Raw genomic sequence first — 25,680 nt, 5'->3', positions numbered from 1 at the left:
GGGTTTAGCTTCAATGTGCTCCTGCAGGGCACTACGGGCTATAGCTTCAGCGTAAGAGGCAGCGGTATCGAGCCTTTCCAAAGCCAGTTCCAGCCGATACACCTGGAACGGTGGACCCCGGAAACGGCGTCAACAGCACGGTTCCCGCGGTTGACCACCAACCCGACAACCATCAACAGCCCATCGTCGTATATGTCTGATTTTTGGCTGATTGATGCCACCTACCTGCGGCTGAAAACCGTGGAGCTCGGCTATCAATTTCCCGACCGGTGGTTGCCGTTCAACATGAACAATGCGCGGCTTTACGTCAGTGGTTACAATTTGCTGACCTGGACGAACTATTCGCTCTACCAGCAAGATCCCGAAGTGACCTCCAATACGGCTGGCGACGCCTACCAAAATCAGCGGGTGATCAATTTAGGTGTTCAAATCGGGCTCTGATTAATCTGAACAAGTTATCTGACCACGTAAACGAAATACAATGAAATTCTCCATTTTTTCTGTGCTGCTAGGGTTTCTCCTGGTAGCGTCATGTACCAAGACTTTTGAAACGCCACCCCACCCGGGTAGAATGATCAAAGATTTTACATTGGAAAGCGGCCAGTACGGAACGGCTACCATTTACAGTGGGGGCGATGTGTCTAAAGTACTTGTCCGGGTCGATCCCGCGACGGATTTGACAACAATCACGCCCATCATCACCGTTTCCGACGGGGCCACCATCAACCCCGCGTCGGGAACACCGATCGATGTCTCGGCCACCAAGTCGGCCACCTATACGGTTACCTCCGCGTCGGGGATCAGCCGCCAATGGGAAGTCGAATTCAGGGTATACGAATCGGGCATCACCGACTACGATACCTACAGCATCGCGACATCTACCGGCACGGTGCTGCAAACTGCGGGCGATGCGGCGTTTAATGAACGGTACTGGGCTAATGCTACCTTAATGGTGGCAGGACCCGATCCAGCGGAGGGCGAGAACCTGAAGCGGTGGCAGGAGTGGGACATCATCTATGAAACTTCGGTAAATGATGTGCGGTTTTATAAAATACGGAACTTATATAGCGGCATGTTCCTTCATGCCGCCACCTCCGGTTCAGCCGTGGTACAAAACCTGGAACTGAAAACCAACCCGGACTTGCAGCTGTGGCGGATCGAGGAGTCGACCGACGCGGGGAAATACGAGATTTCGAACAAAGCGAACGGGCTATACCTCACGCGCAGCGGTAGCGCCGCTACGGCGGTAACGATCGTCAATGCGGAGCAGCGGGGAACGGACCAGCAACGGTGGGCAATCACCAAACTCCCCAAAGACAGCTACCGCGACGGAGACGTGACCCGGTTTTTCGCGCGGACAACGGGGTCGGTGGCGTTCGATCAGGGCACGAGCGTACCCCTTTCGGATGGCCGCGTACTTTGGGTTACCCAGGATGCCTGGCACGAAGGGAACCTCACGGCCAATGGCCGGCTATATGGCGATCGCTTCATCTCCTATACCAATTCTATCATTATCCAATCGACGATGGATAACTGGGACCCGAAGTCGCCGATGATGACGCGGCAAGGAGCCAGCCACAACATCGGTAATATATGCCCCATACCCGATAACGCTAACCGGAACTGGGTGGGCCCCGGTGTCGAATTGGGCGACTATGTATACCTCCATGGTGGCGAAGGCTACGGTCTTGACGATACCGACCAAGCTATTTACAAACTGAAAAAGGAATCCGGTAATGAATGGAACCAGGTTGAGCGGCTGGCCATACCCAATATGACCGGTCAGCTAGACATCAGGTATAAAGATGGCATGGTAAAGTCGGACGACGGGTATGTGTATGTTTACGGCGAACGCGCTAAGCCGGAAACGTTTGGATTCAATACATTGCTCTACGTGGCACGTTTTGCCCATGATGACCCAACGAACTGGACGTTTTGGGATGGAACCACTTGGGCCGACGAACCTTCCACTACATCGGCAGCCGTGATCAACGAAGGCAACGGCACCAACAATATTGCGCTTTTAAACGGCAGGTACCTCCATTTAACCATGGACCAAGGCTTCTATTGCGGCATTCCGTCGGTAAGCATGTATATTTCCACATCCAGCAGTCCCACCGGCCCATTTACAGAGCCCGTCAAGGTGTACAGTTTTTCGGAGTATTACAAAGGGTACAACGCGCGGGTTTACACGCCGATTATCCACCCCGTGTCGCAGAATGGCAAGGATGAACTGCTGCTCACATACAGCATCAATTTCGGTGCCTGCGCGGAGAACAACGAAGGTAACGTCAAGGAAGACGACGGGAATCTCGATCCGTATTTTTACCGTGTGAAGGGTGTGCGTGTGCCCTACGAAATGATTGGTTTGTAAGTGTACCTGGCACGCATCGAATATGATCACATCGTATCAGGCCATGCCTTTCCGGACCAACATCTTGGAAGAAAAACAAAAGAATAAATGAAAAGACAACTGCATTTGATATTCCTTTTTTGTATAGCGGGCATGCCGTATTCGGTGATGGGCCAGGATGCTTATTTTATTGATGGCTATCATGGTGGAATCTATGGGCACTACCCCAAGGGGCAAACGGCCTTTATGGCGGACATGCTGAAACAATATCCCAATTGGAGCATCAACTTGGAAGTGGAACCCGAAACCTGGGACGTGGTGAAGCTACGCGACCCCTCGGCATACGAAGCCTTCAAAAAACTGTTTGAAGACCAATCGGTCCGTACGGGGCGTATCGAGTATGTAAATCCCACTTATGCGCAGAGTTACCTGTTCGCCACTTCCGGCGAAAGTAACATCCGGCAGTTCTCGTACGGCATGGAGCTGGTCAGGAAACATTTCCCTTCGGTCGTATTTACCACGTACGCTGCCGAGGAGCCTTGTTTCACCAGCTCGCTTCCATACATCCTCAAATCGTTCGGTTTTAAGTACGCCTCCACCAAAAACCCCAACACCATGTGGGGCGGTTATACCAAGGCCCACGGTGGGGAGCTGGTCAACTGGATAGGCCCCGATGGTACCGGCATAACGACCGTACCGCGCTACGCCATCGAAGACCTCCAGCCGGGCTCCACCTGGCAGAGTATCGCGTGGTACAACAGCAAGGATTACATCCGGAAAGCACTCGAAGCGGGAATAGCGAATCCGGTAGGGATGACCATCCAGGATGCGGCGTGGAGCAGCGGATGGAATAAGGGCCCCTGGCTGGGTCAGGACACGGCCACGTTTTATACGCCTACGTACTATAAGACCTGGCGCGACTACATTGCCAATTATTCCATTGGAACGCCCGAAGAAGATTGGCATTTTACCCAAGAAGATGTGCGGACCAGTCTGGTATGGGGGAGTGAAGTGATGAATACCCTCGCAAAGGAGGTGCGGAAGGCTGAGAACGATATCGTCCGCGCCGAGAAAATGGCCGCCTTGGCATCCCTCACCGGAAACATGCGGTGGCCTAAACGGCTGATCGATGAGGGGTGGATTAAATTGCTGCTTTCGCAGCATCACGATTGCTGGATTGTGCCGTATAACGACCTCCAGGGCGGGCGCACCTGGGCCGATCACGTAACGGAGTGGACGGGGGTAACGGGCCAGAATAGCCAAGTGGTCATCGACCGGTCGTTGAACGCCATGATCGGCGAGTCCGGGCACCGGGCCATCAGATTATTCAATACGCTGGCCGCCGACCGTAACGAAATAGCCCGGGTAAAGGTGCCCTCTACTTGGCGCCGCACCGCTTGGGAGGTGGTCGATCGGGAAGGCAACGCTCACCCCACCCAGTTGATGAAAGAAGATGGGCACACATGGATGTTGTTCCAGGCTAGCGTCCCGTCCTTCGGCTATTCCACCTACACCCTCCGGGAGGCCGAAGCAGTCGTCCGGAGCGAGCTGTCGTTTAGGGAGGGACAGGGTAAGTATATGCTGGAGAGCGACCTGTACCGATTGGTTATCGACCCCCGGAAAGGAGGTGTGATAGAAAGTCTGGTCGCCAAGCAATTGAATAACAAGGAATATGTCGATACCACCAGTCCGTGGCATTTCAATGAACTCAAAGGCTACTTCGGCGAGCAGGGGAGGTTCCTCTCCAGTACCGACCAGCCCGCCCGGGTACGGGTAGTGGAGCAGGGACCGCTGATGCTCCAAATAGCGATCGATGGTTTTATCGGCGAACACCCGTTCACCCAAACCATCCGGGTTAAACACCGGGAGGAAAAAATAGCGATGCGCGTGTTTATCGATTGGCAAAACAATCCAGCTATCGGCGAAACCGGCATCGCGTTCAGCAACGAGAATCCGAGGAAGACCTTCTATGACGATCGGTATAAGCTGCTGGTCTGTTTCCCGGCGGCCATCAACGATCAGCAAATCTATAAAAATGCGCCTTTCGACGTGACTAAAAGTCAATTAGAAGACACCCATTTTAATCGGTGGGACCAGATCAAACATAACATTCTATTAAACTGGGTGGACCTTGGAAGCAATGGCAAAGACCACAGTTTGGCCTTGTTTTCCGACCACACGACCAGTTACGTGCACGGAGAAGACCACCCGTTGGCGTTGACCCTCCAGTACTCCGGAAAAGGACTTTGGGGCAGAGATTATGCCATTACCGGCCCAACCGATATTTCGTACAGCTTGATGCCGCACGCGAGCCGGTGGGACAGCGACCGGATATGGACGAAAGGCGAAATTGCAAACGAGCCGCTCGTGGCTACGTTGATCGACGGGCAATCCGGTGGTGCAACGCAAAAATCGTATCTTTCCATCGAGGGTGACGCATACGAAGTGGTGTCGACCGAGATGAAAGGCACCGACCTATACGTCCGGCTCTTCAACGCGCAGAGCGACGGCGCCGACAAGCAAATCGCATTCGCGGGAAAAGCGGATGCGATTGAGTGGGTGGAGTTGAGTGGTGAAACGGCCGAAACGGCATCGTACCGAGCTTGCGACCAAGGAATAGCCATTACCGCCCGTATCCCGCGTTTCGGAATCCGGACCATCAAACTCAGTAATGCCAAGATAGAATAAGAAACTGATGTTTCCGTTGATTTCCTCCTTGATCAATTACCTGTTTGGCACGGATGTCACCTGGCCCATACCTACTTTTGGATTTTTTGTCACCCTGGCATTCGTGCTATCCTATGTGGTGTTCCGTAGCGAATTTGTCCGTAAGGAGCGCACCGGCCAAATTCGAGCCATTGACCGGAAAACCTGGGTCGGGACGCGTTTCAAGCTAATCCTGGTTTTGGGATACGCCCTGCTCGGTTTTATCGTGGGGTATAAGGGATGGGAGCTGTTTTCGGGGCGCAGCAGCTGGGTGGCTGGTATGGTGTTCATGCTGGGGGTGGTGCTGGTCCTGTTCATCGCGAAGCGGAAATCGTTGCTACGGCCGTCCCGGCTGGAAATACAGACCGTGCGACCCAGGGAATTGTTACCCACCATGCTGCTGTGGGCAGGGGTGACGGGCTTTGTGGGGGCCCGTGTTTTTAACGTGTTTGAAGATGGGGAACGACTAGGTACCCATGGCGTTATGGGGCTGCTAGATGCTGGCGGACTGACGTTTTGGGGTGGCCTGTTCTTCGGTGCGGCATGTTATTTCTATATCGGTATCCGTAACGGCATGAATTGGCGGCACCTTGCGGATATCGGCTCGCTGGGGATGCTCGTGGCCTATGGTGTCGGTCGCATGGGATGCCATCTGGCCGGCGACGGTGACTGGGGGATGGTGAATACGTATGCAAAGCCCGTCGAGTGGCTGCCCCAATGGGCGTGGTCGTCCCGGTTTCCGCATAATGTGATCAATCAAGGGGAGTATATAGCCGGTTGTTCCGGTCCATACTGTTCGATATTGCCCCATGGCGTGTTTCCGACGTCCTTGTATGAGTCCGTTGCGATACTGTCTGTGTTCGGTGTGCTGTGGATGGTGAGGAAACGCATCGAGATACCGGGGATGATGTTCGTGATCTACCTCGTGTTGGCCGGTACCGAGCGTTTCCTCATTGAATTCATACGCGTCAACTATAAATACCATGTGTGGGGGATGGCCTTGTCGGAAGCGCAATTGATCAGCCTTTTGCTTTTGCTGCTGGCCGTGGTCGTGGCGGTTTACCTCTTTGTGAGATACCGGATTACCGCTGCCCGGTAACGGCCCCGGCGAGCCGATGGCGGGAAGCAATTAACGCCAAACGGCCCACGGAAGGATATCGGTATCTGTGCCGCCGTTGAGAGATGGGATACCTCAATAATTATCGCCTTGTACCGGCCGGATTCCGTTGATGGAAGTTTGCAGGTCACTTGTATTACCTTCTTTGACCACGGAGGATTGGACGTTGGGCTCGAGTACAACCGCTTTGACGTCCGAAAGGTCAGGGATGCAGCGCAATGGTTTTCGCAATGGTTTTATCGAGTATCACGGCCGAAAGCGCCGAACCTATTGCCACCGATACGGTCAAATTCCTTCATCTGCGAAAGCGTTCGTTTTCCGGATATACGCAAAATGATGATCATAATTACATAGGCGAGGACGCCAATAATCACTATGCGAAGTAAATCTTGCCAGTTGTTGAATAATAGATTTTCCATTTGCGCTTCGAAAAATGCCTCTCGTATCGCTTTGCTGTATGTTGATGTTAACGATGCTCGGGCACTGTACCAAGCCGCTACATCTATTTATACTAGCGGGATAAAATGCGGTCGGTTTGAAATAATTGTCGATAACCAAGTCATCATCACGATAAACCTGCTGAGTGGTTGCAAAAGTAGCGAAGCAGCTTGCCTTACCCGTTGTGATTTGCTTTCGTCACGCTTGGTCTGTTTGTTTTTAGCGGCGTTCGTGAACTCCCAATGATCGGTGCTACTATAGGTTGGATTAACAGCATGAGCATCAGGATCCGGTCAGGAATTTCAAGAACCGGCGCGCTCTTATTTTATTTTGTCCTACATAATCACAATAAAAATATGCATTTTTGCCACATCATAGGTCGGATTCTATCAAAGCGGAAATGGTAAGCAAAAATTTAAGTAAAGATATCGAGAAAATCGCACCTTCCACCATGGCCGATGTTGTGGAGGTACGTTTGCGGGAATATTTGAAAAGGAAGGCATTCAAGCCGGGCGACGCACTGCCGAAGGAATTAGAGCTGGCCGAGGCGTTGGATGTGAGTCGTAACGTGTTGCGGGAGGCGTTGAGCCGATTGCGCATGTTAGGTATGATCGAATCTAAGAAGAAACGAGGGATGATTTTGGCCGAGCCCGACGTATTGGGCGGTTTCGAGCGGGTAATGGACCCTTTGATCCTCGATCAAAAGACGCTGAAAGACCTGTTCGAACTGCGGTTGGTTCTGGAAATGGGGTTAGCCGATGTGCTGTTCGTCCGGATGACGGATCAGGATCTGAAGGAATTGGAACAGATCGTGAAAAAAGAAGGAAACCAAGTGCAATTACCGTTTAAAGTGAAATATGAGATTGCCTTTCATGGGAAACTCTACGAGATGAGTGGAAACGACACGCTAATGCGCTTCCAGAATATGCTGCTGCCCGTGTTTGAGTATGTGGTGAGCGAAGAAGCCAAGTTGAACGGGGAAGCGAAAGTAGGAACAGTAACACACCGTGATCTCTTGGAGCTGCTCAAAAAAGGTGAACCCGAGGATTTCCGCCAAGGAATGAAAGCGCATTTGCAACCGCATTTTGAGCGGATAAAAAAGTAGGATAAATAAAGCAATTAATTCAAAGTAACTAGTTATTCCAAGCAATTATGAAAAATACCGGTCGATTTTCACTGTTTTTATGCTTATGGATATCCTTCAGTGGCCAAGTGTTGGCTCAGGATCAACCCGACACGCTACGGGTATTGGCTATCGGTAACAGTTTTTCGCAAGATGCTGTTGAACAATACTTGCACGAACTGGCGGAAGTTGCCGGCAAGCCCCTTATTATCGGTAACATGTACATCGGTGGGGCGCCACTATCGCTGCACTGGAGCAACGTACAAGGAGATAAAGCCACGTACAGTTACCGGAAAATCGGTGCGGATGGGGTGAAGGTGACCCGCGATAAGGTAAGCATACTGACGGCATTGCAGGATGAACAATGGGATTATGTGTCGCTTCAACAGGCCAGTTCACTATCGGGAAAGGCCGATACCTACCGCTTGCCGCTCCCGGCATTGCATCGGTATATCGATAGCATAACCGCCGGCCAAGTAAAACACATCTGGCACCAGACCTGGGCTTATGCCGCTAACTCAACCCACAAGGGTTTCGCCAATTACGATAACGATCAACAAACGATGTACCGGGCCATCATGGAGGCTTCCGCTAACGCGGGGAAATTGGTGCGTATAGATTTGTTGATTCCATGTGGAACCGCCATCCAAAATGCGCGGACCAGTTTCATCGGCGATAACCTCACGCGCGATGGCTATCACCTCGACCTGCACATTGGACGCTTCGTTGCGGCTTGTACGTGGTTTGAAGCGTTATTTGGCCAGGAGGCACCCGTAAACCGCTACCGCCCGGACGGAGTATCCGAAGCGCAGGCCGAAGTGGCCCAGATGGCCGCCCATGAGGCTGTGCAACAGCCGTTTTCGGTCACAGAAATGGATGCCGAGCCCATATCGCCCTAAGTAGGTCGCACGATCGCCAGCTAGCCGCGGCGTAGCCTCAGATCAATTGTAAAAAAACCAGTATATATTTGGAATTGTAAATCTAAAGCTTTTATATTTGTCGATATGTTCTACATATAATATAAGAGCATTACTGACCAACTATAATATGGTAAAACGGTTTTCATCCTTTTTATATCTTCCCGGCCGCCTTCGCCTCATGCGATATGTGCTGTTGCCCCTCTTTTTTTGTTCACTATGTTTCGGTGATAAGTTACATGCCCAGGAACTAAATCGGATGGTGTGGGACGAACTCCCCCCAATCCCTTCCCAATCAGGCGATGCGTATGGCGAAGGTTTGGCTGGGCACTTTGTGGGCCTGCATAACGATGCCCTGCTTGTCGCTGGTGGCTCATATTTCAATGGGAAAGGGCGCCCGTGGAATGGAGACAAGCGGATTTTGAGCGATGCTATCCATGTGCTGGAGTATCGAAGTGGTGGAAAATACCAGTGGTTGGATACCGTTTTCCGGTTACCAGCTGCCCGGGCATACGGAGCTTCTGTCAGCACGCCCGACGGGGTTATCTGCATCGGGGGGGCGGACTCGTCCAACTATCACAATGAAGTGATTTTACTCCGTTGGAGTAAGGCTAATCATGCCGTCTCCATACGGAATCTGCCAGACTTACCTGTGCCGATGGCCTATATGGGGGCCGTGTTGTTGGATAATGCAGTTTATATTGCGGGCGGGGAAGAGTCACATGCAAAGGGACACGCTACCAAGGCCTTTTATCGACTTGATTTGGGACAAGACGGGAATAGCGACTGGCAGTGGGAAAAGTTACCCCCGTGGGATGGGCCGGGCCGGGTAATGCCAGCCGTGGCAGCACAAAACAATGGGCAATACGCTAGTTTATTCCTTTTCAGTGGCCGGGGAGGCACCGCGGAGGGAGAAAAACTGTTTTATGATGCGCATGTTTACGATACACGGACTAACCAATGGAAACAGCTTCAAGACATTCGGTTGGGTGATGGCTCGGTGAGGTGTTTAAGCGGTGCTTCATCCGTTGCGGTTGGATTAAATCATGTGCTTGTCTTTAGTGGAGCAGATAGTGAAGACCACCGGCGGTTTAGAAGGGTCCAAAACGCGTATAGAAACTCGGCGAACAGTACCGAACGGGATCGTTCGCGTAGGGAGTTGAACGAAATAGTTGACGGCCATGCAGGTTTTTCAAGCGAAGTGCTCGCATACCATACGCTCACGGATAGTTGGATAACCATCGGGGAATTTCCCAGAGCCGCACCGGTAGTTACGCAAGCTGTGTGGTGGCATAACGAAATCGTTATCCCGGGAGGGGAGGTTGCCCCCGCTTTGCGTTCACCGATAGTGTGGAAAGCAAACCTGGTGGCTAAAGAGTCGTCCGTGCTAAATGCTTGGGATTATTTGTTTATCGCACTCTATTTCATTTCGATCCTCTATATCGGGTATAAATACAAGAAGAATATAAAAACCACGAATGATTATTATAAGGCTGGCGGTCGAATCCCCGGCTGGGCCTCCGGTATGGCTATATTCGGCACATTGCTGAGCGCAATTACATTTCTTACGACGCCGGCCAAGACATTCAATGAAAGCTGGATTTATTTTTTGCCGACCATCAGCAGCCTGGTCGCTGCCCCGTTGGTTGTCTTTTACATTCTTCCCGAGTACTTCAAGATCAACGTCACAACCGCTTACGAGTATCTCGAAAACCGCTTCAGTGCTGCAGTACGCATGCTGGGCAGTCTGAGTTTCCTGTCGTTTCAGCTAGCCAAATTCGGTATCATGTTGTTGCTGCCGGCGTTGGCGATATCGGCTATTACGGGTATAGACGTGATGCTGTGCATCATTGTTATCGGTTTGTTTTCGACGATATATGGAACATTGGGCGGAATCGAAGCGGTGGTTTGGACAGAAGTATTGCAGGTAGCTGTGTTTTTGCTTGCCGCCGTGCTGAGCATCGGTGTTGTCGTGTTGAAATTAGATGGTGGAATGGGCGACATTATTACTGTAAACCGTGATTTTGGAAAGTTTGATTTCGTTAACTGGGATGTAAGCCTTACTGAGATTACCGTGTTTGTTGCGATTTCATACTGGATAGGTGGCGGATTGGTGCCCTACATCGCTGACCAGACCGTGATCCAAAAATATTTAGTGACCAAGGATTCCAAAAGTGCGGCGAGGGGTGTTTGGATAAACGGTGTGTTGATTGTGCTATCTTCGGTTTTATTCTTTGCCATCGGAAGCGCACTTTTTGCGTATTACCATGCTTTCCCCGAAAAGTTAAATCCCGCGTTACCGACACAAGAATCTATCTACCCGTGGTTTATCGTCAATGAGTTGCCGGCGGGCGTAAGGGGGGTTGTCGTGGCGGGCATTTTCGCCGTGGCCATGTCTACCATCAGCAGTACGATGAATAGCATGTCTGCCGCGGTGGTAACCGATTTTGCCCGTTTCGTATCCATTACCCAAGGGAAGAAACTGTTCATTGCCAAGGTGGTCTCTGCGATGTTTGGTATTATCGGGACGGTGATCGCTGTCGTAATGTTCATTTACGAGGTAGGTTCGTTGTGGGATATGATTAGGCGTATGACCGGGTTGCTCACCGGGGGGCTGGCAGGGCTATTCCTGCTCGGGATTTTTACAAAGCGGGCCAATCATGCGGGGGCTTTAGTTGGCTTTATCGGTAGCGCGGTGATTCAGTATGTTGTAAGCCTGCATACGCCGATACATTTTATGGTATATAGCCTCACGGGCATGTTGTCGTGCTTTGTAATCGGCTACCTAGTAAGTATGGTATATCGACCGGAGCCTACACAACAGGCGCCGGTAGCAAATGATGCTAATAGCTAAATGGAAGGAAAAACGATTATAGAACCCGCACGCAAGCTACCGGTTACAAGGGAAGCCGATGTCGTTGTCTGTGGTGGTGGCCCATCGGGATTTGTGGCCGCTATTGCTGCCGCTCGTAATGGGGCCACGACGCTGCTATTGGAGCATTACGGGTTTTTGGGTGGCATGGCCACTGCGGGCTTGGTAGGCCCGATCAGCAAGTTTAATTTCGGTGGTAAACGCATTGTTTCGGGCATCCCGGAAGAATTCATTGGCAGGATGGCGGAAAGGGGTGGAGCGATCATTGACCTGCCGAGCGGCAACGTACCGTATGATCCTGAAGTATATAAGTACACGGCATTGCGCATGGCAGAAGAAGCTGGCATGGATATCCTGTTCCACACCCATGTGGTGGGATGCCTGGCAGATTCCCAGCGGCCGGGGTCATTGACCCACGTGCTGATTGAAAATAAGTCTGGAAGGCAAGCCGTTGCCGCAAAACATTTCATCGACTGTACGGGTACGGGCGATGTCGTATCCCGCACGCAGCTACCTTGGGAAATGCGCAATAGGCGTGAGGGGGAGCTTCAGCCCATGTCGCTTTACTTTCGTGTGGGCGGGGTTGATACCACGGCGTTTAACCTGTTAATGGCGGAAGACGGTGTAAAGTATGCGGATGCCGGACTCAAAGCGTTGTTGGCCGAGGAAGTGGAAGCAGGGCGGCTTTCCAATTTCGGAGGCCCATGGGCCGTACACGGCAGCACCCTACGCGATGGAGAGCTTTCGATAAACGCGACGCGGTTTCGGGGCAATGCTGCAGACGGGGATGATGTATCGACTGCCGAGCGCCTATTGCGCGAAGATGTGATGCGTATGGTGAAGGTTTTTAAGGAAAAAGTACCGGCAATGCGGGATGCTTACCTGATTGACACCGCAACCCAGGTGGGCATACGGGAGACCAGGGGCATCATAGGGTGCTACACGATGACGCTCGACGATATGGTACATCCAAAAGCCTTCGAAGACACGGTGGCCTATGGTGGGCACCCGGTGGATATTCACCGGGCTAGCGACAGCAAGCAGGATGTGAATTTCCTTCGTGCGCCCTACCCAATCCCTTATCGGGCAATTGTGCCGCAGGGAGCCGGCAATGTATTGGTGGCCGGAGGGTGTGTCTCAGCAACACGCGAAGCATTCGCTTCCATCCGGGTGCAGGCACAGTGCATGGCGTTGGGACAGGCCGCCGGAACCGCTGCAGCGATGTGTGCCGAACAGCAGCTCACGGTAACCGAATTGGATGGAAAATCAGTACGAAACGCATTGCGTGAACAAGGTGCCGTGGTGTGACGCCCACACAGGCCTAACGATGGATAAAAATGGACCAACGACGGACAATAGCAGATGATATGAAAAGAGGTGTAATAAGCACGGTTTTATTTTTTTTGGCGGTGAATGTAGGTTTCGCGCAGGAGGTTCCGAAACGGCGCCCACCCTTCGAGACGATGGTTTGGATGGACAATGAACGGGGGATGAAAAGCCACCGGATACTGGGATTAACGATGAGTCAAGCAGGCGTTTTGCTCGCTTTTACGGAAGCGAGACATGACGGAAGCGACGAAGGGCCACACGATTTGGTATGCAAACGTTCACTGGACAATGGAACGACCTGGCCGTCGGAAATTATTATTGAAAAAGGCGATGGTAGCTTTTGGACATCCCAAGGCGAACCGGGCAAGCTGGAGTCTTGGGCAAACCCGGTGGCAGTGACCGATCGTACCAATGGCCGTGTATTCATTTTCTATGTGCTCAATGAGGGTGAATATAAGGGCTACAATACACAGCGGATGACCCGTGTGTTTTATCGGTACAGCGACGACGAAGGATTAACCTGGGGCGACCGAGTCGAAATCACCGATGTTTTGAATGTCGGGCCTGACGGCAAGCCTCATGTCGACCTCGATGGCGAGGCCATCAAAAACCGCGATGGTTTTGCATGTGATTATTTGGACCGGGCGTTCCATATGCCCGGGCCGGGGCACGGTATCCAGTTAGCCGATGGTCGGTTACTCATCCAGTTCTGGCATCGTAGGGCCATTGGACGGGTAACGCCGGACGGCACCCATGCAACGACCCCGATCAGCGATCGGCTCTATGGTTCTTCGGTCGTCTATAGCGACGATCATGGCGAGAGCTGGACAAAAGGAAATGATACGGGGCTTGGGCACCGTGCAACAGAGGCACGCGTGGTTGAACTGGCCGACGGGACGGTAATGCTGAATGCCCGGATGCACAATAAAGGGCGGCGATGGGTGGCCCGCAGCCATGACGGCGGGGAAACCTGGCAAGATGCCTATGAAGAACGCACCGTGATGCCATATACGGCGGTTGATTGCGGGTTGATACGTGTACAGCCGCCGACCGCGCCCGACTCGACGGCCGATTGGCTGCTTCATTCCCACCCAAATAAAGTGGACAAGCGCGAGGGACTCACCGTAAGCCTAAGCATGGATGGCGGCCGAACCTGGCCCGTAAGCAAGTTGTTATACGGGTATGGTGCGCAGTATTCAGACTTGATTCAGCTAAAAGATGGAACGATCGGGCTACTGTATGAAAAAAAGAACAACCACCCCGGTAGCACACTGGGTGGGGGGATTTCATTTGTACGGTTCGAACTCGATTGGTTGATCGATAATATCGAATAAAGATGAAGAATAACGTAATCAGCATACTATTTAGCTTCTCTTTGGTCGCGCTGGCCGGGGCGGCGATGCCAAACTCAACGCTTCCCGATGACCACCCGGTTCCAAACGTCGTCATCATCTTTATGGACGATATGGGCTATGGGGATTTGCCGGCTTATGGGGCGACCCAATATGATACGCCGAATCTGGACCGTCTTGCCGCGGAGGGGATGCGTTTTACACATTTTTATGCGGCGCAGGCCGTGTGCAGCGCTTCGAGGGCAGCGCTGCTTACCGGATGCTATCCCAATCGTGTGGGTATTACCGGGGCATTAGGACCGACATCCAAAATCGGCCTGAATCCGTCCGAAACCACCATCGCCGAAATGCTAAGGACTGAAGGCTACCGCACCGCCGCAATTGGAAAGTGGCACGTGGGCCATCACCTGCCTTTTCTTCCGCTCCAACAGGGCTTCGATGAGTACCTTGGGCTCCCTTATTCCAATGACATGGTGCCTTTTTACTACGATGGAACGCGTAATTTCCCTGCAGGTCAGGAACGTAGGGCGGCGTATCCCGAACTGCCCCTTATCAAGGGAAACGAGGTGGTGCGGAAGCTGACTTCGCTGGAAGACCAGTCAGAACTGACCACCCGCTACACGGAGACAGCGGTCGATTTCATCGAGCGGAATCGGAATCGGCCGTTCTTCCTATACTTGGCCCATTCCATGCCCCACGTGCCGCTCGCCGTATCTTCGAAATTCGAGGGAGAGAGCGAACAAGGGTTATATGGCGACGTGATGATGGAGATTGACTGGTCGGTGGGTGAGATTGTCCGCGCGCTGGAAAGGCAAGGGCTGTCGGACCGGACGCTGATTATATTCACATCTGATAATGGACCTTGGCTGAACTTTGGCGACCATGGTGGGTCTACCGGGGGGCTTCGGGAAGGTAAAGGCACCAGCTTCGAAGGCGGGCAACGGGTGCCTTGCATCATGCGTTGGCCTGGGATGATTCCTGCGGGAACGGTCTGCGGGAAGCTGGCTTCTACGATTGACATCCTGCCTACACTGGCCGTCGTTACCGGAGCGGAGCAACCGGTAAACCAAATCGACGGCGTGAATATATTGCCATTGCTCCTTGGCGATCCGGCAGCAAATCCGCGGGATCATCTTTATTACTACTATGGGAAAAACAACCTAGAGGCAGTGAGAAGGGGTAAGTGGAAATTGGTGCTTCCGCATTCCCACCGCTCATATGAGGGCGTTGCTCCAGGAAGGGATGGAATGCCCGGCGATTACGGCCGAGGTAAAACGGAACTTGCTCTTTACGACCTGCGGCGGGATCCCGGTGAACGGTATGACGTGTCTTCCACGAACCCCGATGTGGTAGACACGCTGCTCGAATTGGCCGCACAGGCACGTGCTGACCTAGGGGATGACCTTACGGGCCACGCAGGGACCGGCAGGCGGCCTGCGGGAAATGTGGAAGATTAGCCCTTGACAAACGGTAGGGGTTGACGAAAAAAAAGAAAGATTGATTCACGAAAAATGAGAAAGAATAGACAAACGGGTTTGAAGGCAATATTTATTCTGGGATTTTTGACGTTTTTTATGGCCGAAACAAAAGGGCAACAGGCCCCTAATATCCTAGTGCTTATCGCTGATGATTGGGGATACCCAAATGCAGGTGTTTATGGAGACAACGTTGTCCATACTCCCAATTTTGATCGGATTGCTAAACAAGGGATACTGTTCACAAAAGCATTCACAACCCCATCGTGCTCTCCTTCGCGAGCCTCTTTGCTTACTGGCCAATGGCCCCATCAGCTAGAGGAAGGGGTTCACTTAAAGGGGTTCTTGAACAAGAAATTCCCCAATTATGTAGAACTGTTGGCCGAACAAGGTTACGTGACCGGCCATACCAAGAAAGGCTGGGGCCCGGGAACGTACCAACTTGGCGGTTATGAGCATAATCCGAGTGGGCCAAGATATCCCGATTTCGAATCATTCTTTAAGAATATAGCGGATGACCAGCCTTTTTGCTTTTGGTTTGGAAGCCATGACCCCCATCGGCCTTATAAAGAAGGTAGCGGAGTGAAATCGGGCAAATCAATAGCTGATGTAAAAGTCCCTGCTTTTTTGCCCGACAACGCCGTGGTAAGAAGTGATATATTGGATTATTATGATGAGATCGAACGGTTTGACAGCGATGTTGGAAAGATCCTTTTGATTTTAGAAGCAGCGGGTAAACTTGATAATACATTGATTGTTATAACCGGCGATAATGGGATGCCTTTTCCACGGGCGAAAGCAAACTTATACGATGCGGGCACACGCGTACCGTTAGCAATATCATGGCCTGCCCGGATAAAATCGGGACAGCTTTGCCCGGACTTTGTCGGCTTCATTGATCTGGCCCCTACCTTTTTAGCAGCGGCCGATATCCAAATTCCCGATGCAATGGTGGGGACAAATTTACTCCCATTCATGACAGGAGAAAAAGTTGTTGCCAGACGTGATAAGATGTTTATGGAACGCGAGCGGCATGCGCGTGTCCGCGAAGGGAATGTTGGTTATCCATCACGGGCCATTCGTACAAACGACTTCTTGTATATCCGGAATTTCAGGCCTGACCGTTGGCCCGCGGGTGATCCGGAATTCGGTAGCGTGCGCTTCGGCGATATTGATAAATCGCCAACTAAAGATTATATGATGACCCACAAGGATGACAGCGAAGTAGCTCCGTTTTTTGAGCGGGCGTTTATGAAAAGGCCGGTAGAAGAGCTTTACGACTTAAGGGTTGATCCGGACCAGCTCACGAATGTTGTCGATGTAAAGCGTTATGCGGCAGTTCGCAGGAAATTGAGAAAATCGCTGGATCGCTGGATGGAAGAAACCGATGACCCCCGTGTAGATAATGGTGGGGATTATCTTGAGGATTACCCCTATCAATAGAACGTTGTAAGTTAATGACCTTCTCAGTTTGTGTCATAAACCTCAGATAGCCGAATGTTTATAAAATTGAATTTTTTTTGAAATGTGATAATTATGTTTTTATATTTGTCAATATGTTGGTCATAATTACTTTATGATTTGGGGTGGGTGCGTTAGTGCATCACTCCAGCTGTAATTTAGATAGCATAACCAATTAAATAATCATGAATAGAAAATTACTGAGTTGGCTGATTTTATGTGGGATGCTCACATTGCTGTATCCGGTTTTCGGTCAAAGTACCGATTATAAGATAGTCGGAAAGGTGACGGATGCCGAAACGGGGACGGCTGTCGCGGGTGTTAGCGTTGTGCACGGAGGAACTGCCATCGCTACGAAAACTGGTAGTGATGGTCAGTACGTACTCAACGTGCCGAATTTGGACGGTATGCTGAGCTTTTCACACATTGGTTTCCGTATCGCCGAAGTACCGATAAGCAATCGGACGACGATTGACGTAGCGTTGGAAAAGGACGTAACAGCGCTCGACCAAATCGTCGTTATCGGTTATGGCACCCAGGAACGGAAGGATTTAACGGGTTCGATTGCATCTGTTTCGGCCGAAGAAATAAAAAATCAGCCTGCAGCCAGTATCGACCAGATGTTGCAGGGCAAGGCCGCGGGTGTAACCATCGCCCAATCAAGCGGCGCACCGGGGGGGCGGGTGAATATCCGGATACGTGGTGCAAGTTCGATTAATGCAGGGAACGAACCGTTATTCGTCATCGACGGTATTCCGGTGTATAACAGCAGTAAGGATCCCAGCGGTACGTCGTACGATACGTTTACACCTACAAACGCGCTGGCATCTTTAAATCCAAACGATATTGAATCGGTAGAAGTGCTAAAGGATGCTTCCGCGACGGCTATTTATGGCTCACGGGGGTCCAATGGGGTAGTGATTATCACGACAAAGCGGGGCAAAGGGGGCGTGGCCCGGGTGAATTATACCGGTTACTACGGAACGCAGCAGTTGGCAAGAAAGCTGGATTTGATGAATGGCCAGGAACATGCACGGTTTCTGAACGACTGGGCCGGGGCTAGCGGCCTCAATCAACCCTTCCCCGACCCGGATGCGATCGGCGAAGGTACAGACTGGCAGGAGGAGGTCTTCCGGACCGCTCCGATCCAGAATCACCAGGTGTCGGTTTCCAGCGCAAGCAGCAACACAAAATATTACATTTCTGGAAATTACTTTAATCAGCAGGGTATTGCCTTGAATTCCGGCTTGGAGCGTTACGCGATCCGGGTGAATGTGGATAATAAGTTGTCCGACAAGATTACGTTCAGCCAGTCGCTTACCTTTAACCGTACGATCAACCGGTCAGTCCCCACCAACAGTGCGGGGGGCGATAATATACGTTCGGTGGCGGACAAGGTGTACGCGACATCGCCAACGATTCCGGTATTCGACGAAAATGGTGTATACGTAGATAATTGGTATGGCTCAACCAAAGCAGAAAACCCGGTGGCCGCCATTAAGACCATTCAGAATAGGCTCCGCGGGGACAATTTATTAGGTAACGTTTCCCTGGATTACGACATTATTAAAGGGCTGGCATTTAAAACGTTGCTCGGTGTTAATTTAATGAACCGGGCGAACGAAGAGTATTATCCGCGGGAAACGACCTATATCGGTGGGCTGCTCGGCGGCCTTGGAGTGATTTCCGACCGGCGGATCACGAACCTCCTGAATGAAAATATTTTGCGTTATACCAAGACCTTCAACCAAGTACATGACTTGGAGGTGATGGGAGGGTTTACCTGGCAGACGGAAAAAATTGCCGGTGCGTCTACCCAACCGTCGGGGTTTCCGGACGACCGGCTTGGCGTCAATTCCATAGGAAGTGCGACCAATGTTCCCGAAGTTGCCTCGTCGCGCAGCGGCTGGAGCCTTGCTTCTTGGTTAGGGCGCATCAATTACCAGTATAACCAAAAATTCCTGTTTACCGCGACGTTCAGGGCCGACGGATCTTCGAAATTCGGGAGTGGCAACAAATGGGGGTATTTTCCCTCCGTAGCATTGGGTTATCGTCTTTCAGAAGAGGCTTTCAACAAGTCCCTGAACGTTATAGATGACCTGAAAATCCGCGCCAGCTATGGACTTACGGGCAATCAGGAAATTGGGAGTTACCAGTCGCTCGCACGTTTGGTGACCAGCGATATTTACATTATTGATAACCAATTGGTATCCGGCGCCAGCCAGGCAGGTCTGGCCAACAGGGAGCTGAGGTGGGAAAAGGCCAGCCAGTGGGATGTCGGTATCGATTTGTCGATGTTTGGTAACCGGCTGCGGCTGGTGGCCGATTATTATACGAAAAACACGACAGATCTCCTGTTTACGGTGAATTTGCCGGCCTACTCGGGCTTCAGCTCGGCGCTCTACAACACCGGAGGGTTACAAAACAAGGGATTGGAATTGAGCCTGGGCGGCGACATTCTTACGGGGATGTTTACCTGGAGTGTAAGTGCCAACTATTCCCAGAACCACACGGAGGTAACCTCCCTGGGTAGGTCGGCGTCTACCACCCTATTTATCGGATATGCCCCTGGCGCTATCCGGGGTTATTTGTACGATGGTGTTTTCCATAACCAGGGAGAAATCGACGGCCAAACGGCGCAGAAAGGGGTAGAGCCCGGCGATGCGAGATACAGGGATGTAAACGGTGATGGGGAACTTAATGCGGACGATCGTGTGATCCTCGGCAACCCGTTGCCCGACGATGTTTTCGGCTTTCATAATCATTTCAGTTATAAGGGAATTACCCTTAGCGTGTCCCTGCAGGGTGAAATGGGAATGGACTCCTTTAACAGCATATCAAGCTTTGACCCTTCTACCGGCAGCAGCAACAAATCCAGAAAATTGCTCAACAGGTGGACTCCAGAAAATTCCGATAGCAATGTTCCCCGTGCGGGGGTGCGCAATTGGTTCGCCAATTCCAGCTATATGCTTGAAGACCGTTCATACATCAAGATACGCAACGTTCAGCTGGGGTATGATCTCCCGGTGAGCGTTTTGCCTTGGGCGGGCCGTGCAAACATCTACTTATCGGGTCAGAACTTGGTCACTTTCACCAGCTTCCCGGGATATGACCCTGACGGCGGCAGGCATTACCCTACGGCCCGAACCATTATTTTCGGTGTGAATCTCGGTTTTTAAATCAATCCATAAAAAAGACCATGAAAAGAAATAATAAGCTCGTTAGTGCCTGTTTGTTGGCAGCGGTAAGTTTTACCACCTTGTCATGCGAGAAATTTTTAGAAGAAAAGCCGTACAGCTTCCTGGCTCCGGAAAACTATTATCAGAGCGAGCGCGATTTGTTCGCATCACTTATCGGCGTATACGAAGGTTTGGGCGATAACAGCCAGACGTTCCTTGCACGGAGGCTGCATTACCTGACGTGGTTCACGTCGGGAGAGGCGCTTTCCCCTATTTTGGCCAACCAGCAGCTGCTGACCAACTATACGTTTACGGCCGATCACTCCGATATCAACAGCGTGTGGACGGAAATGTATGCAACCATCAACCGCGCAAATACGGTAATCGGCCGGGCGCCTGGCGTTCCGATGGACGACAACCTAAGGCAGCAATATGTGGCGGAAGCGAGGTTTTTGCGCGCCCTGTGCTATTTTTACGGTGTCCGCCTCTGGGGGGCGCTTCCGTTGATAACCGAGGAGGTAACCTCATTGGACGAAGTGAACGTGGGCCGAAGCCCCATAGCCGACGTTTACAACCTGATCATCGAAGATCTCCGGTTTGCCGCCGAACATGTGCCGCCAACCAATCAGGAAGGCCGTGCTATAAAAGGGGCGGTGAAGGGGCTGCTGGCGAAAGTGTATTTAACGAGGGCCGCATCAGAGGCCGCCGGAAACGACGATTACCGGTTGTGCGCCGATCTCTGCAAAGAGGTAATTGATATGCCTGAGCATCACCTGATGCCGGATTACCAGCAGGTATTTGGACCGCCTAACGAATTTAATCCGGAATCGCTGTTCGAATGGCAGGGCGACAGGGTATTGACACCGGTAGGTGAGCACAGTCCGCTCGGTGCATTTACCATGCCCCGCGGAATCAAACTGTTTGAAGAACAGGGCCCTTCCGACGGGGGATCCATCGTCAGTACCGTTGCATACTTTAACCTTTACGACGAGGAGGATTACCGCAGGGAGTCAACCTTTGTGACCGAAGGAGTTGATTTTGACGGGCAGTGGCTTACTTGGCCGCAGTTTACTAATCCCTACCCAGCCCCCTGTTGGAAATACGTGGACCAAACGGCCACCGACCGCAATCAGTACGAATGGGGTGGGAATTTTATCGTACTCCGTTTGGCTGATGTGTACTTGATGCGCGCCGAAGCGCTTAATGAAATGGACGGTCCCACCGAAGAAGCGTATATGATGATCAATACCATTAGGGAGCGCGCTAGGAATAGGGATGGAAACGCTACTTCCGATTTCCCTGCGAATGTTTCCGGCCTTGACAAGGACACCTTCCGGGATACGGTACTGCATGAGCGTGCGGTGGAATTGGGATTTGAAGGGCACCGGTGGTTTGACCTTGTAAGAACGGGTAGATTAGTGGAAACGATAAAGGGAATCAACGCCAACTACCCGGTCTCGGAAAAACACGTATTGTTTCCAATTCCTCCCGATGAGTTGATCTTGAATGATCAATTAACGCAGAATCCTGGCTGGGCTACGGGCGACCAATAGCTGAGAAAGATTAAATGGCTAACCAATTTAATTAATCCTTATGTATATTAAATTTATTCACCTATTATGGGCGGTTTTTCTTTTGTCCGCTTTTACATTGATTTCTTATGGAAATCCGGTGATACCCCGTGAGGGGGTGCGACTGGGCATGTTGATGGAAAATCTTGATGTCGGAATCCGAGGTACTGTGCGTGACACGGCTGGAAATCCGTTGGCCGGTGTATCCGTCGTTGTAAAAGACCGGACAACAATTGGTACAACAACGGATTTGAACGGTAAGTATTTCCTTGAAGTGCCCGATGGTGCTACGGTTGTTTTTAGTTTGGTCGGCTTCGAGAGACAGGAGATACCGGTTAATGGTAAAGAATTGATCGATGTCTCCCTTACGGAGGCCACCTCCATGTTGGATGATGTTGTGGTCGTAGCGTTCGGCACTCAAAAAAAGCAAGATGTGATTGGCGCCGTGACCAGTATCAACCCCTCGGAACTCAAGGTACCCTCCAGTAACTTAACGACAGCGCTTGCGGGACGGTTAGCGGGCGTCATTGCTTATCAACGGAGTGGCGAACCCGGACAGGATAACGCTGATTTCTTTATCCGGGGGGTAACCACTTTCGGTTACAAGGTAGACCCATTGATCCTGATTGATGGTGTGGAATTTTCGTCAACGGATCTCGCGCGGCTCCAACCAGATGACATTGCCAGTTTTTCGATCATGAAAGATGCCACTGCCACGGCATTATACGGTGCCCGGGGGGCAAACGGGGTGATCCTGGTGACCACCAAAGAAGGCAAGGAGGGCCCGGCGAAGGTCAGTTTTCGTTTGGAAAATTCGGTTTCGGCACCAACCCGCAATGTCGAATTGGCCGATCCAGTAACGTATATGCGATTGCATAATGAAGCGGTATCAACGCGTGATCCGCTGGCTTTCCTTCCCTACTCGCAAAGTAAGATTGACAACACGATAGCTGGTACCAACCCGTATATGTATCCCGCTACAGACTGGCGCAAGGCGATGTTCAAGGATTATACCATGAACCAACGGGCCAATTTAAATGTTAGTGGCGGCGGGAAGGTGGCACGCTATTATTTTGCCGGTACGTATAACCAGGATAATGGGGTGTTGAAGGTGGATGGCCGAAATAATTTCAATAACAACATTTCTTTGAAGAGCTATTTGCTGCGGTCGAACGTTAACGTTAATATCACGAAAACGACCGAAATGGGTGTACGCTTGTATGGGTCGTTTGATGATTATACAGGGCCAATTGATGGCGGTAAAGACCTATATGAAAAAGTGATGCGGTCTAACCCGGTGATGTTTCCGGCCTATTATCCCGTCATGCCGGGATACGAACATATTCCGCACATCATGTTCGGCGGTACCATTGAGGAGGGCTACATCAACCCTTACGCTGAAATGGTAAAGGGTTATAAGGATTATTCACGTTCGTTGATGCTGGCCCAGTTTGAGTTGAAGCAGGACCTTGCTTTCCTCACACCGGGACTATCGTTCAGGGCGATGGGGAATACCAACCGGGAATCCTACTTTGATGTTTCGCGTTTTTACGATCCATTTTTTTATGCGGCTTCGGCGTATGATAAAGCAACCGATTCCTACGACCTTCAAATCCTGAATGAGATGGATGGTACCGACTATTTGGGATATGAAGAAGGCGAAAAGAAAATCGCTTCGGTATTTTACTTAGAGTCGGCCATGAATTACAGTCGGACATTCCGCGAAAAGCACGGATTGAGTGGCATGCTGGTGTATACCATGCGCCAACAGCTGAATGCGAATGCAGGGGACCTCCAACAGTCGCTCCCGTTTAGGAATTTGGGATTATCGGGCAGGTTTACATACGCTTTCGACAATCGCTACTATGCGGAGTTTAATTTTGGATACAATGGTTCGGAGCGGTTCCAAACGGATTACCGATTTGGATTTTTCCCGGCTGGTGGCGTGGCGTGGCAGGTTTCGAACGAAAAATTCTGGGAGCCGTTGGAACACGTGATGCCCTTGCTGAAAATCCGGGCAACTTATGGCTTGGTGGGTAATGACGCCATTGGTGGTCCCGAGGACCGGTTCTTCTATTTATCCAACGTAAACATGGAAGATAACGGAAGAGGAGCGACTTTCGGTACCGACAACGGGTATACTAGACCCGGCGTGTCGATATCAAGGTATGACAACGCCGCCATTACCTGGGAGACCGCCGAAAAGGTCAATCTGGGGCTTGAAATGAATCTGTTTGACAAAATCGGTATCCAAGCCGACTTCTTCTCGGAATACCGAAGGAATATTTTGATGGACCGTGCGTCGGTACCGAAATACATGGGATTGTCTGCCGACGTACGGGCAAACGTGGGGGAAGCAGCTGGCCGGGGTATGGATGTGTCTGTCGACTACAACCAATATTTTGGAAATGATTTTTGGATTACCGCCCGGGGTAATTTTACATACGCCACCAGCGAGTTTAAGGTGTACGAAGAACCCGAATACACTACCGAATGGTGGAAATCGCGCGTAGGGTATTCCCTGAAACAACAATTTGGCTATATCGCTGAGCGGCTGTTTGTCGATGACCAGGAGGTGGCGAATTCACCCACCCAAGATTTCGGTCAGCTGGTAATGGGCGGTGATATCAAGTACCGTGATGTGAATGGCGATGGCCAGATTACGGAATTGGATATGGTGCCCATCGGCAACCCGACAGTACCGGAAATCGTGTACGGGTTTGGCTTTTCAATGGGCTACAAAAACTTCGATCTCTCCTGTTTCTTTCAGGGGCTTGCCAACGAGTCATTTTGGATTTCACCGACGAACACACGCCCATTCGTGAACGGCAACCAGCTGCTGAAAGCCTATGCCGACGACCATTGGTCGGAACGGAATGGAAATGTGATGGCACTCTGGCCGCGCCTGAGTAACGCTTCCAATCCGAATACCCAGCGGGTGAGTACCTGGTTTATGCGCGATGGTACGTTTCTTCGTCTGAAGACTGCTGAATTTGGCTATACCTTCGATCATAAGCAAATGGATAGGGTCGGATTAGAAAGCTTACGGATTTACTTGAGCGGGGTAAACCTGTTTAGTTTGAGTCAGTTCAAGTTGTGGGATATGGAGATGGGGGCAAATGGACTGGGTTATCCTATTCAGCGTGTATTCAACATCGGTGTGCAGGTATCACTTTAAAACGGAGAATTATGAAACAACGAATAAAGCAAATCATCAGTATTTTTTGTGTGGGTATTTTTACTTCATGTAATTACCTAGACGTGATCCCTGATAACGTGGCCACGCTCGATAATGCGTTCAATATGCGCAGCTCGGCCGAACGCTACCTGTTTACCTGTTATTCTTGGCTACCTAATGAGGGCGGCTATAGCGGGGAGAATCCGGCATTGACTGCGGGCGATGAAATGTGGTTTCTCACCAACATGCCCGATGAGCAATATGCCTGGCGGATTGCTACCGGCAACCAAAGTGTAGTAAATCCGCTGGTAAATTTTTGGAGTGGTGAAAATGGCGGAATAAACATGTATCGGGCTATACGCGAATGCAACATTTTTCTGGAGAATATCCCCTCGGTCGCCGATATGTCGGAAGCTGAAAAGTCCGTATGGGCAGGAGAGGTCAAATTTCTGAAAGCTTATTATCATTTCCTTTTATTCCGTATGTACGGACCGATACCACTCATGCGGGAGAACATGCCGATATCTGCCAGTGTGGAAGAAGTGAAATCCGTTTTGCGGAATCCGGTGGATGAATGCATTGATTACATGGTGGAGTTGCTGGACGAAG

The 25,680-nt window shown here is 51.2% G+C and carries 14 protein-coding genes and 1 pseudogene; all 15 read left to right on the top strand.

Annotation, left to right across the window (positions count from 1 at the left end; translation table 11 throughout):
- Positions 1-441, top strand: a pseudogene (locus tag ACO1NT_RS15870) (SusC/RagA family TonB-linked outer membrane protein); the annotation flags it as partial.
- A gap of 40 nt (positions 442-481) precedes the next feature.
- The gene (locus ACO1NT_RS15865) at positions 482-2,374 is read left to right on the top strand and encodes an RICIN domain-containing protein (protein ID WP_449049718.1); all 1,893 of its coding nucleotides are present in this window, start codon (positions 482-484) and stop codon (positions 2,372-2,374) included.
- Positions 2,375-2,461: 87 nt separating this feature from the next.
- A complete protein-coding gene (locus ACO1NT_RS15860; RefSeq protein ID WP_449049717.1) occupies positions 2,462-5,041 on the top strand; it encodes a glycoside hydrolase family 38 N-terminal domain-containing protein in 2,580 nt (859 codons plus the stop codon).
- A gap of 7 nt (positions 5,042-5,048) precedes the next feature.
- Complete coding sequence (locus ACO1NT_RS15855; protein ID WP_449049716.1) at positions 5,049-6,158, top strand: prolipoprotein diacylglyceryl transferase; 1,110 nt, start codon at positions 5,049-5,051, stop codon at positions 6,156-6,158.
- A gap of 856 nt (positions 6,159-7,014) precedes the next feature.
- On the top strand, positions 7,015-7,719 hold the full coding sequence (locus ACO1NT_RS15850; protein WP_449049715.1) for a FadR/GntR family transcriptional regulator: 705 nt from the start codon (positions 7,015-7,017) through the stop codon (positions 7,717-7,719).
- A gap of 47 nt (positions 7,720-7,766) precedes the next feature.
- The gene (locus tag ACO1NT_RS15845) at positions 7,767-8,636 is read left to right on the top strand and encodes a DUF4886 domain-containing protein (protein WP_449049714.1); all 870 of its coding nucleotides are present in this window, start codon (positions 7,767-7,769) and stop codon (positions 8,634-8,636) included.
- 148 nt (positions 8,637-8,784) lie between these two features.
- Entirely contained in the window at positions 8,785-11,508 is a 2,724-nt protein-coding gene (locus ACO1NT_RS15840) for a sodium:solute symporter family transporter (protein WP_449049713.1), read from the top strand.
- Positions 11,509-12,834, top strand: coding sequence for an FAD-dependent oxidoreductase (locus ACO1NT_RS15835; RefSeq protein ID WP_449049712.1), 1,326 nt, complete (start codon positions 11,509-11,511; stop codon positions 12,832-12,834).
- 59 nt (positions 12,835-12,893) lie between these two features.
- Positions 12,894-14,189: a sialidase family protein gene (locus tag ACO1NT_RS15830; RefSeq protein WP_449049711.1), complete on the top strand. Its 1,296-nt coding sequence runs from the start codon at positions 12,894-12,896 to the stop codon at positions 14,187-14,189.
- Between the two features lie 2 nt (positions 14,190-14,191).
- Positions 14,192-15,664: a sulfatase family protein gene (locus ACO1NT_RS15825; protein WP_449049710.1), complete on the top strand. Its 1,473-nt coding sequence runs from the start codon at positions 14,192-14,194 to the stop codon at positions 15,662-15,664.
- Between the two features lie 54 nt (positions 15,665-15,718).
- Positions 15,719-17,125 (top strand): sulfatase family protein, encoded by a 1,407-nt coding sequence (locus ACO1NT_RS15820; protein ID WP_449049709.1) that lies wholly within the window; start codon positions 15,719-15,721, stop codon positions 17,123-17,125.
- Positions 17,126-17,328: 203 nt separating this feature from the next.
- On the top strand, positions 17,329-20,322 hold the full coding sequence (locus ACO1NT_RS15815; RefSeq protein WP_449049708.1) for a SusC/RagA family TonB-linked outer membrane protein: 2,994 nt from the start codon (positions 17,329-17,331) through the stop codon (positions 20,320-20,322).
- A gap of 20 nt (positions 20,323-20,342) precedes the next feature.
- Positions 20,343-21,875 (top strand): RagB/SusD family nutrient uptake outer membrane protein, encoded by a 1,533-nt coding sequence (locus tag ACO1NT_RS15810; RefSeq protein ID WP_449049707.1) that lies wholly within the window; start codon positions 20,343-20,345, stop codon positions 21,873-21,875.
- A gap of 40 nt (positions 21,876-21,915) precedes the next feature.
- Complete coding sequence (locus ACO1NT_RS15805; RefSeq protein ID WP_449049706.1) at positions 21,916-25,071, top strand: SusC/RagA family TonB-linked outer membrane protein; 3,156 nt, start codon at positions 21,916-21,918, stop codon at positions 25,069-25,071.
- 11 nt (positions 25,072-25,082) lie between these two features.
- The coding region (locus ACO1NT_RS15800; RefSeq protein ID WP_449049705.1) for a RagB/SusD family nutrient uptake outer membrane protein at positions 25,083-25,680 on the top strand (598 nt) is incomplete at its 3' end.

It is taken from the genome of Parapedobacter sp. (genome assembly GCF_053550995.1).
Note: the sequence above shows the minus strand (reverse complement) of the source record. Positions and strands in the feature narration are given on the sequence as shown.

Bases quoted from the DNA above. Each gene is read 5' to 3' on its own strand.
- ACO1NT_RS15810 (WP_449049707.1), top strand. From the start codon at position 20,343: ATGAAAAGAAATAATAAGCTCGTTAGTGCCTGTTTGTTGGCAGCGGTA.
- ACO1NT_RS15805 (WP_449049706.1), top strand. From the start codon at position 21,916: ATGTATATTAAATTTATTCACCTATTATGGGCGGTTTTTCTTTTGTCC.
- ACO1NT_RS15860 (WP_449049717.1), top strand. From the start codon at position 2,462: ATGAAAAGACAACTGCATTTGATATTCCTTTTTTGTATAGCGGGCATG.
- ACO1NT_RS15840 (WP_449049713.1), top strand. From the start codon at position 8,785: ATGGTAAAACGGTTTTCATCCTTTTTATATCTTCCCGGCCGCCTTCGC.
- ACO1NT_RS15865 (WP_449049718.1), top strand. From the start codon at position 482: ATGAAATTCTCCATTTTTTCTGTGCTGCTAGGGTTTCTCCTGGTAGCG.
- ACO1NT_RS15845 (WP_449049714.1), top strand. From the start codon at position 7,767: ATGAAAAATACCGGTCGATTTTCACTGTTTTTATGCTTATGGATATCC.
- ACO1NT_RS15825 (WP_449049710.1), top strand. From the start codon at position 14,192: ATGAAGAATAACGTAATCAGCATACTATTTAGCTTCTCTTTGGTCGCG.
- ACO1NT_RS15850 (WP_449049715.1), top strand. From the start codon at position 7,015: ATGGTAAGCAAAAATTTAAGTAAAGATATCGAGAAAATCGCACCTTCC.
- ACO1NT_RS15830 (WP_449049711.1), top strand. From the start codon at position 12,894: ATGAAAAGAGGTGTAATAAGCACGGTTTTATTTTTTTTGGCGGTGAAT.
- ACO1NT_RS15855 (WP_449049716.1), top strand. From the start codon at position 5,049: ATGTTTCCGTTGATTTCCTCCTTGATCAATTACCTGTTTGGCACGGAT.
- ACO1NT_RS15815 (WP_449049708.1), top strand. From the start codon at position 17,329: ATGAATAGAAAATTACTGAGTTGGCTGATTTTATGTGGGATGCTCACA.
- ACO1NT_RS15820 (WP_449049709.1), top strand. From the start codon at position 15,719: ATGAGAAAGAATAGACAAACGGGTTTGAAGGCAATATTTATTCTGGGA.
- ACO1NT_RS15835 (WP_449049712.1), top strand. From the start codon at position 11,509: ATGGAAGGAAAAACGATTATAGAACCCGCACGCAAGCTACCGGTTACA.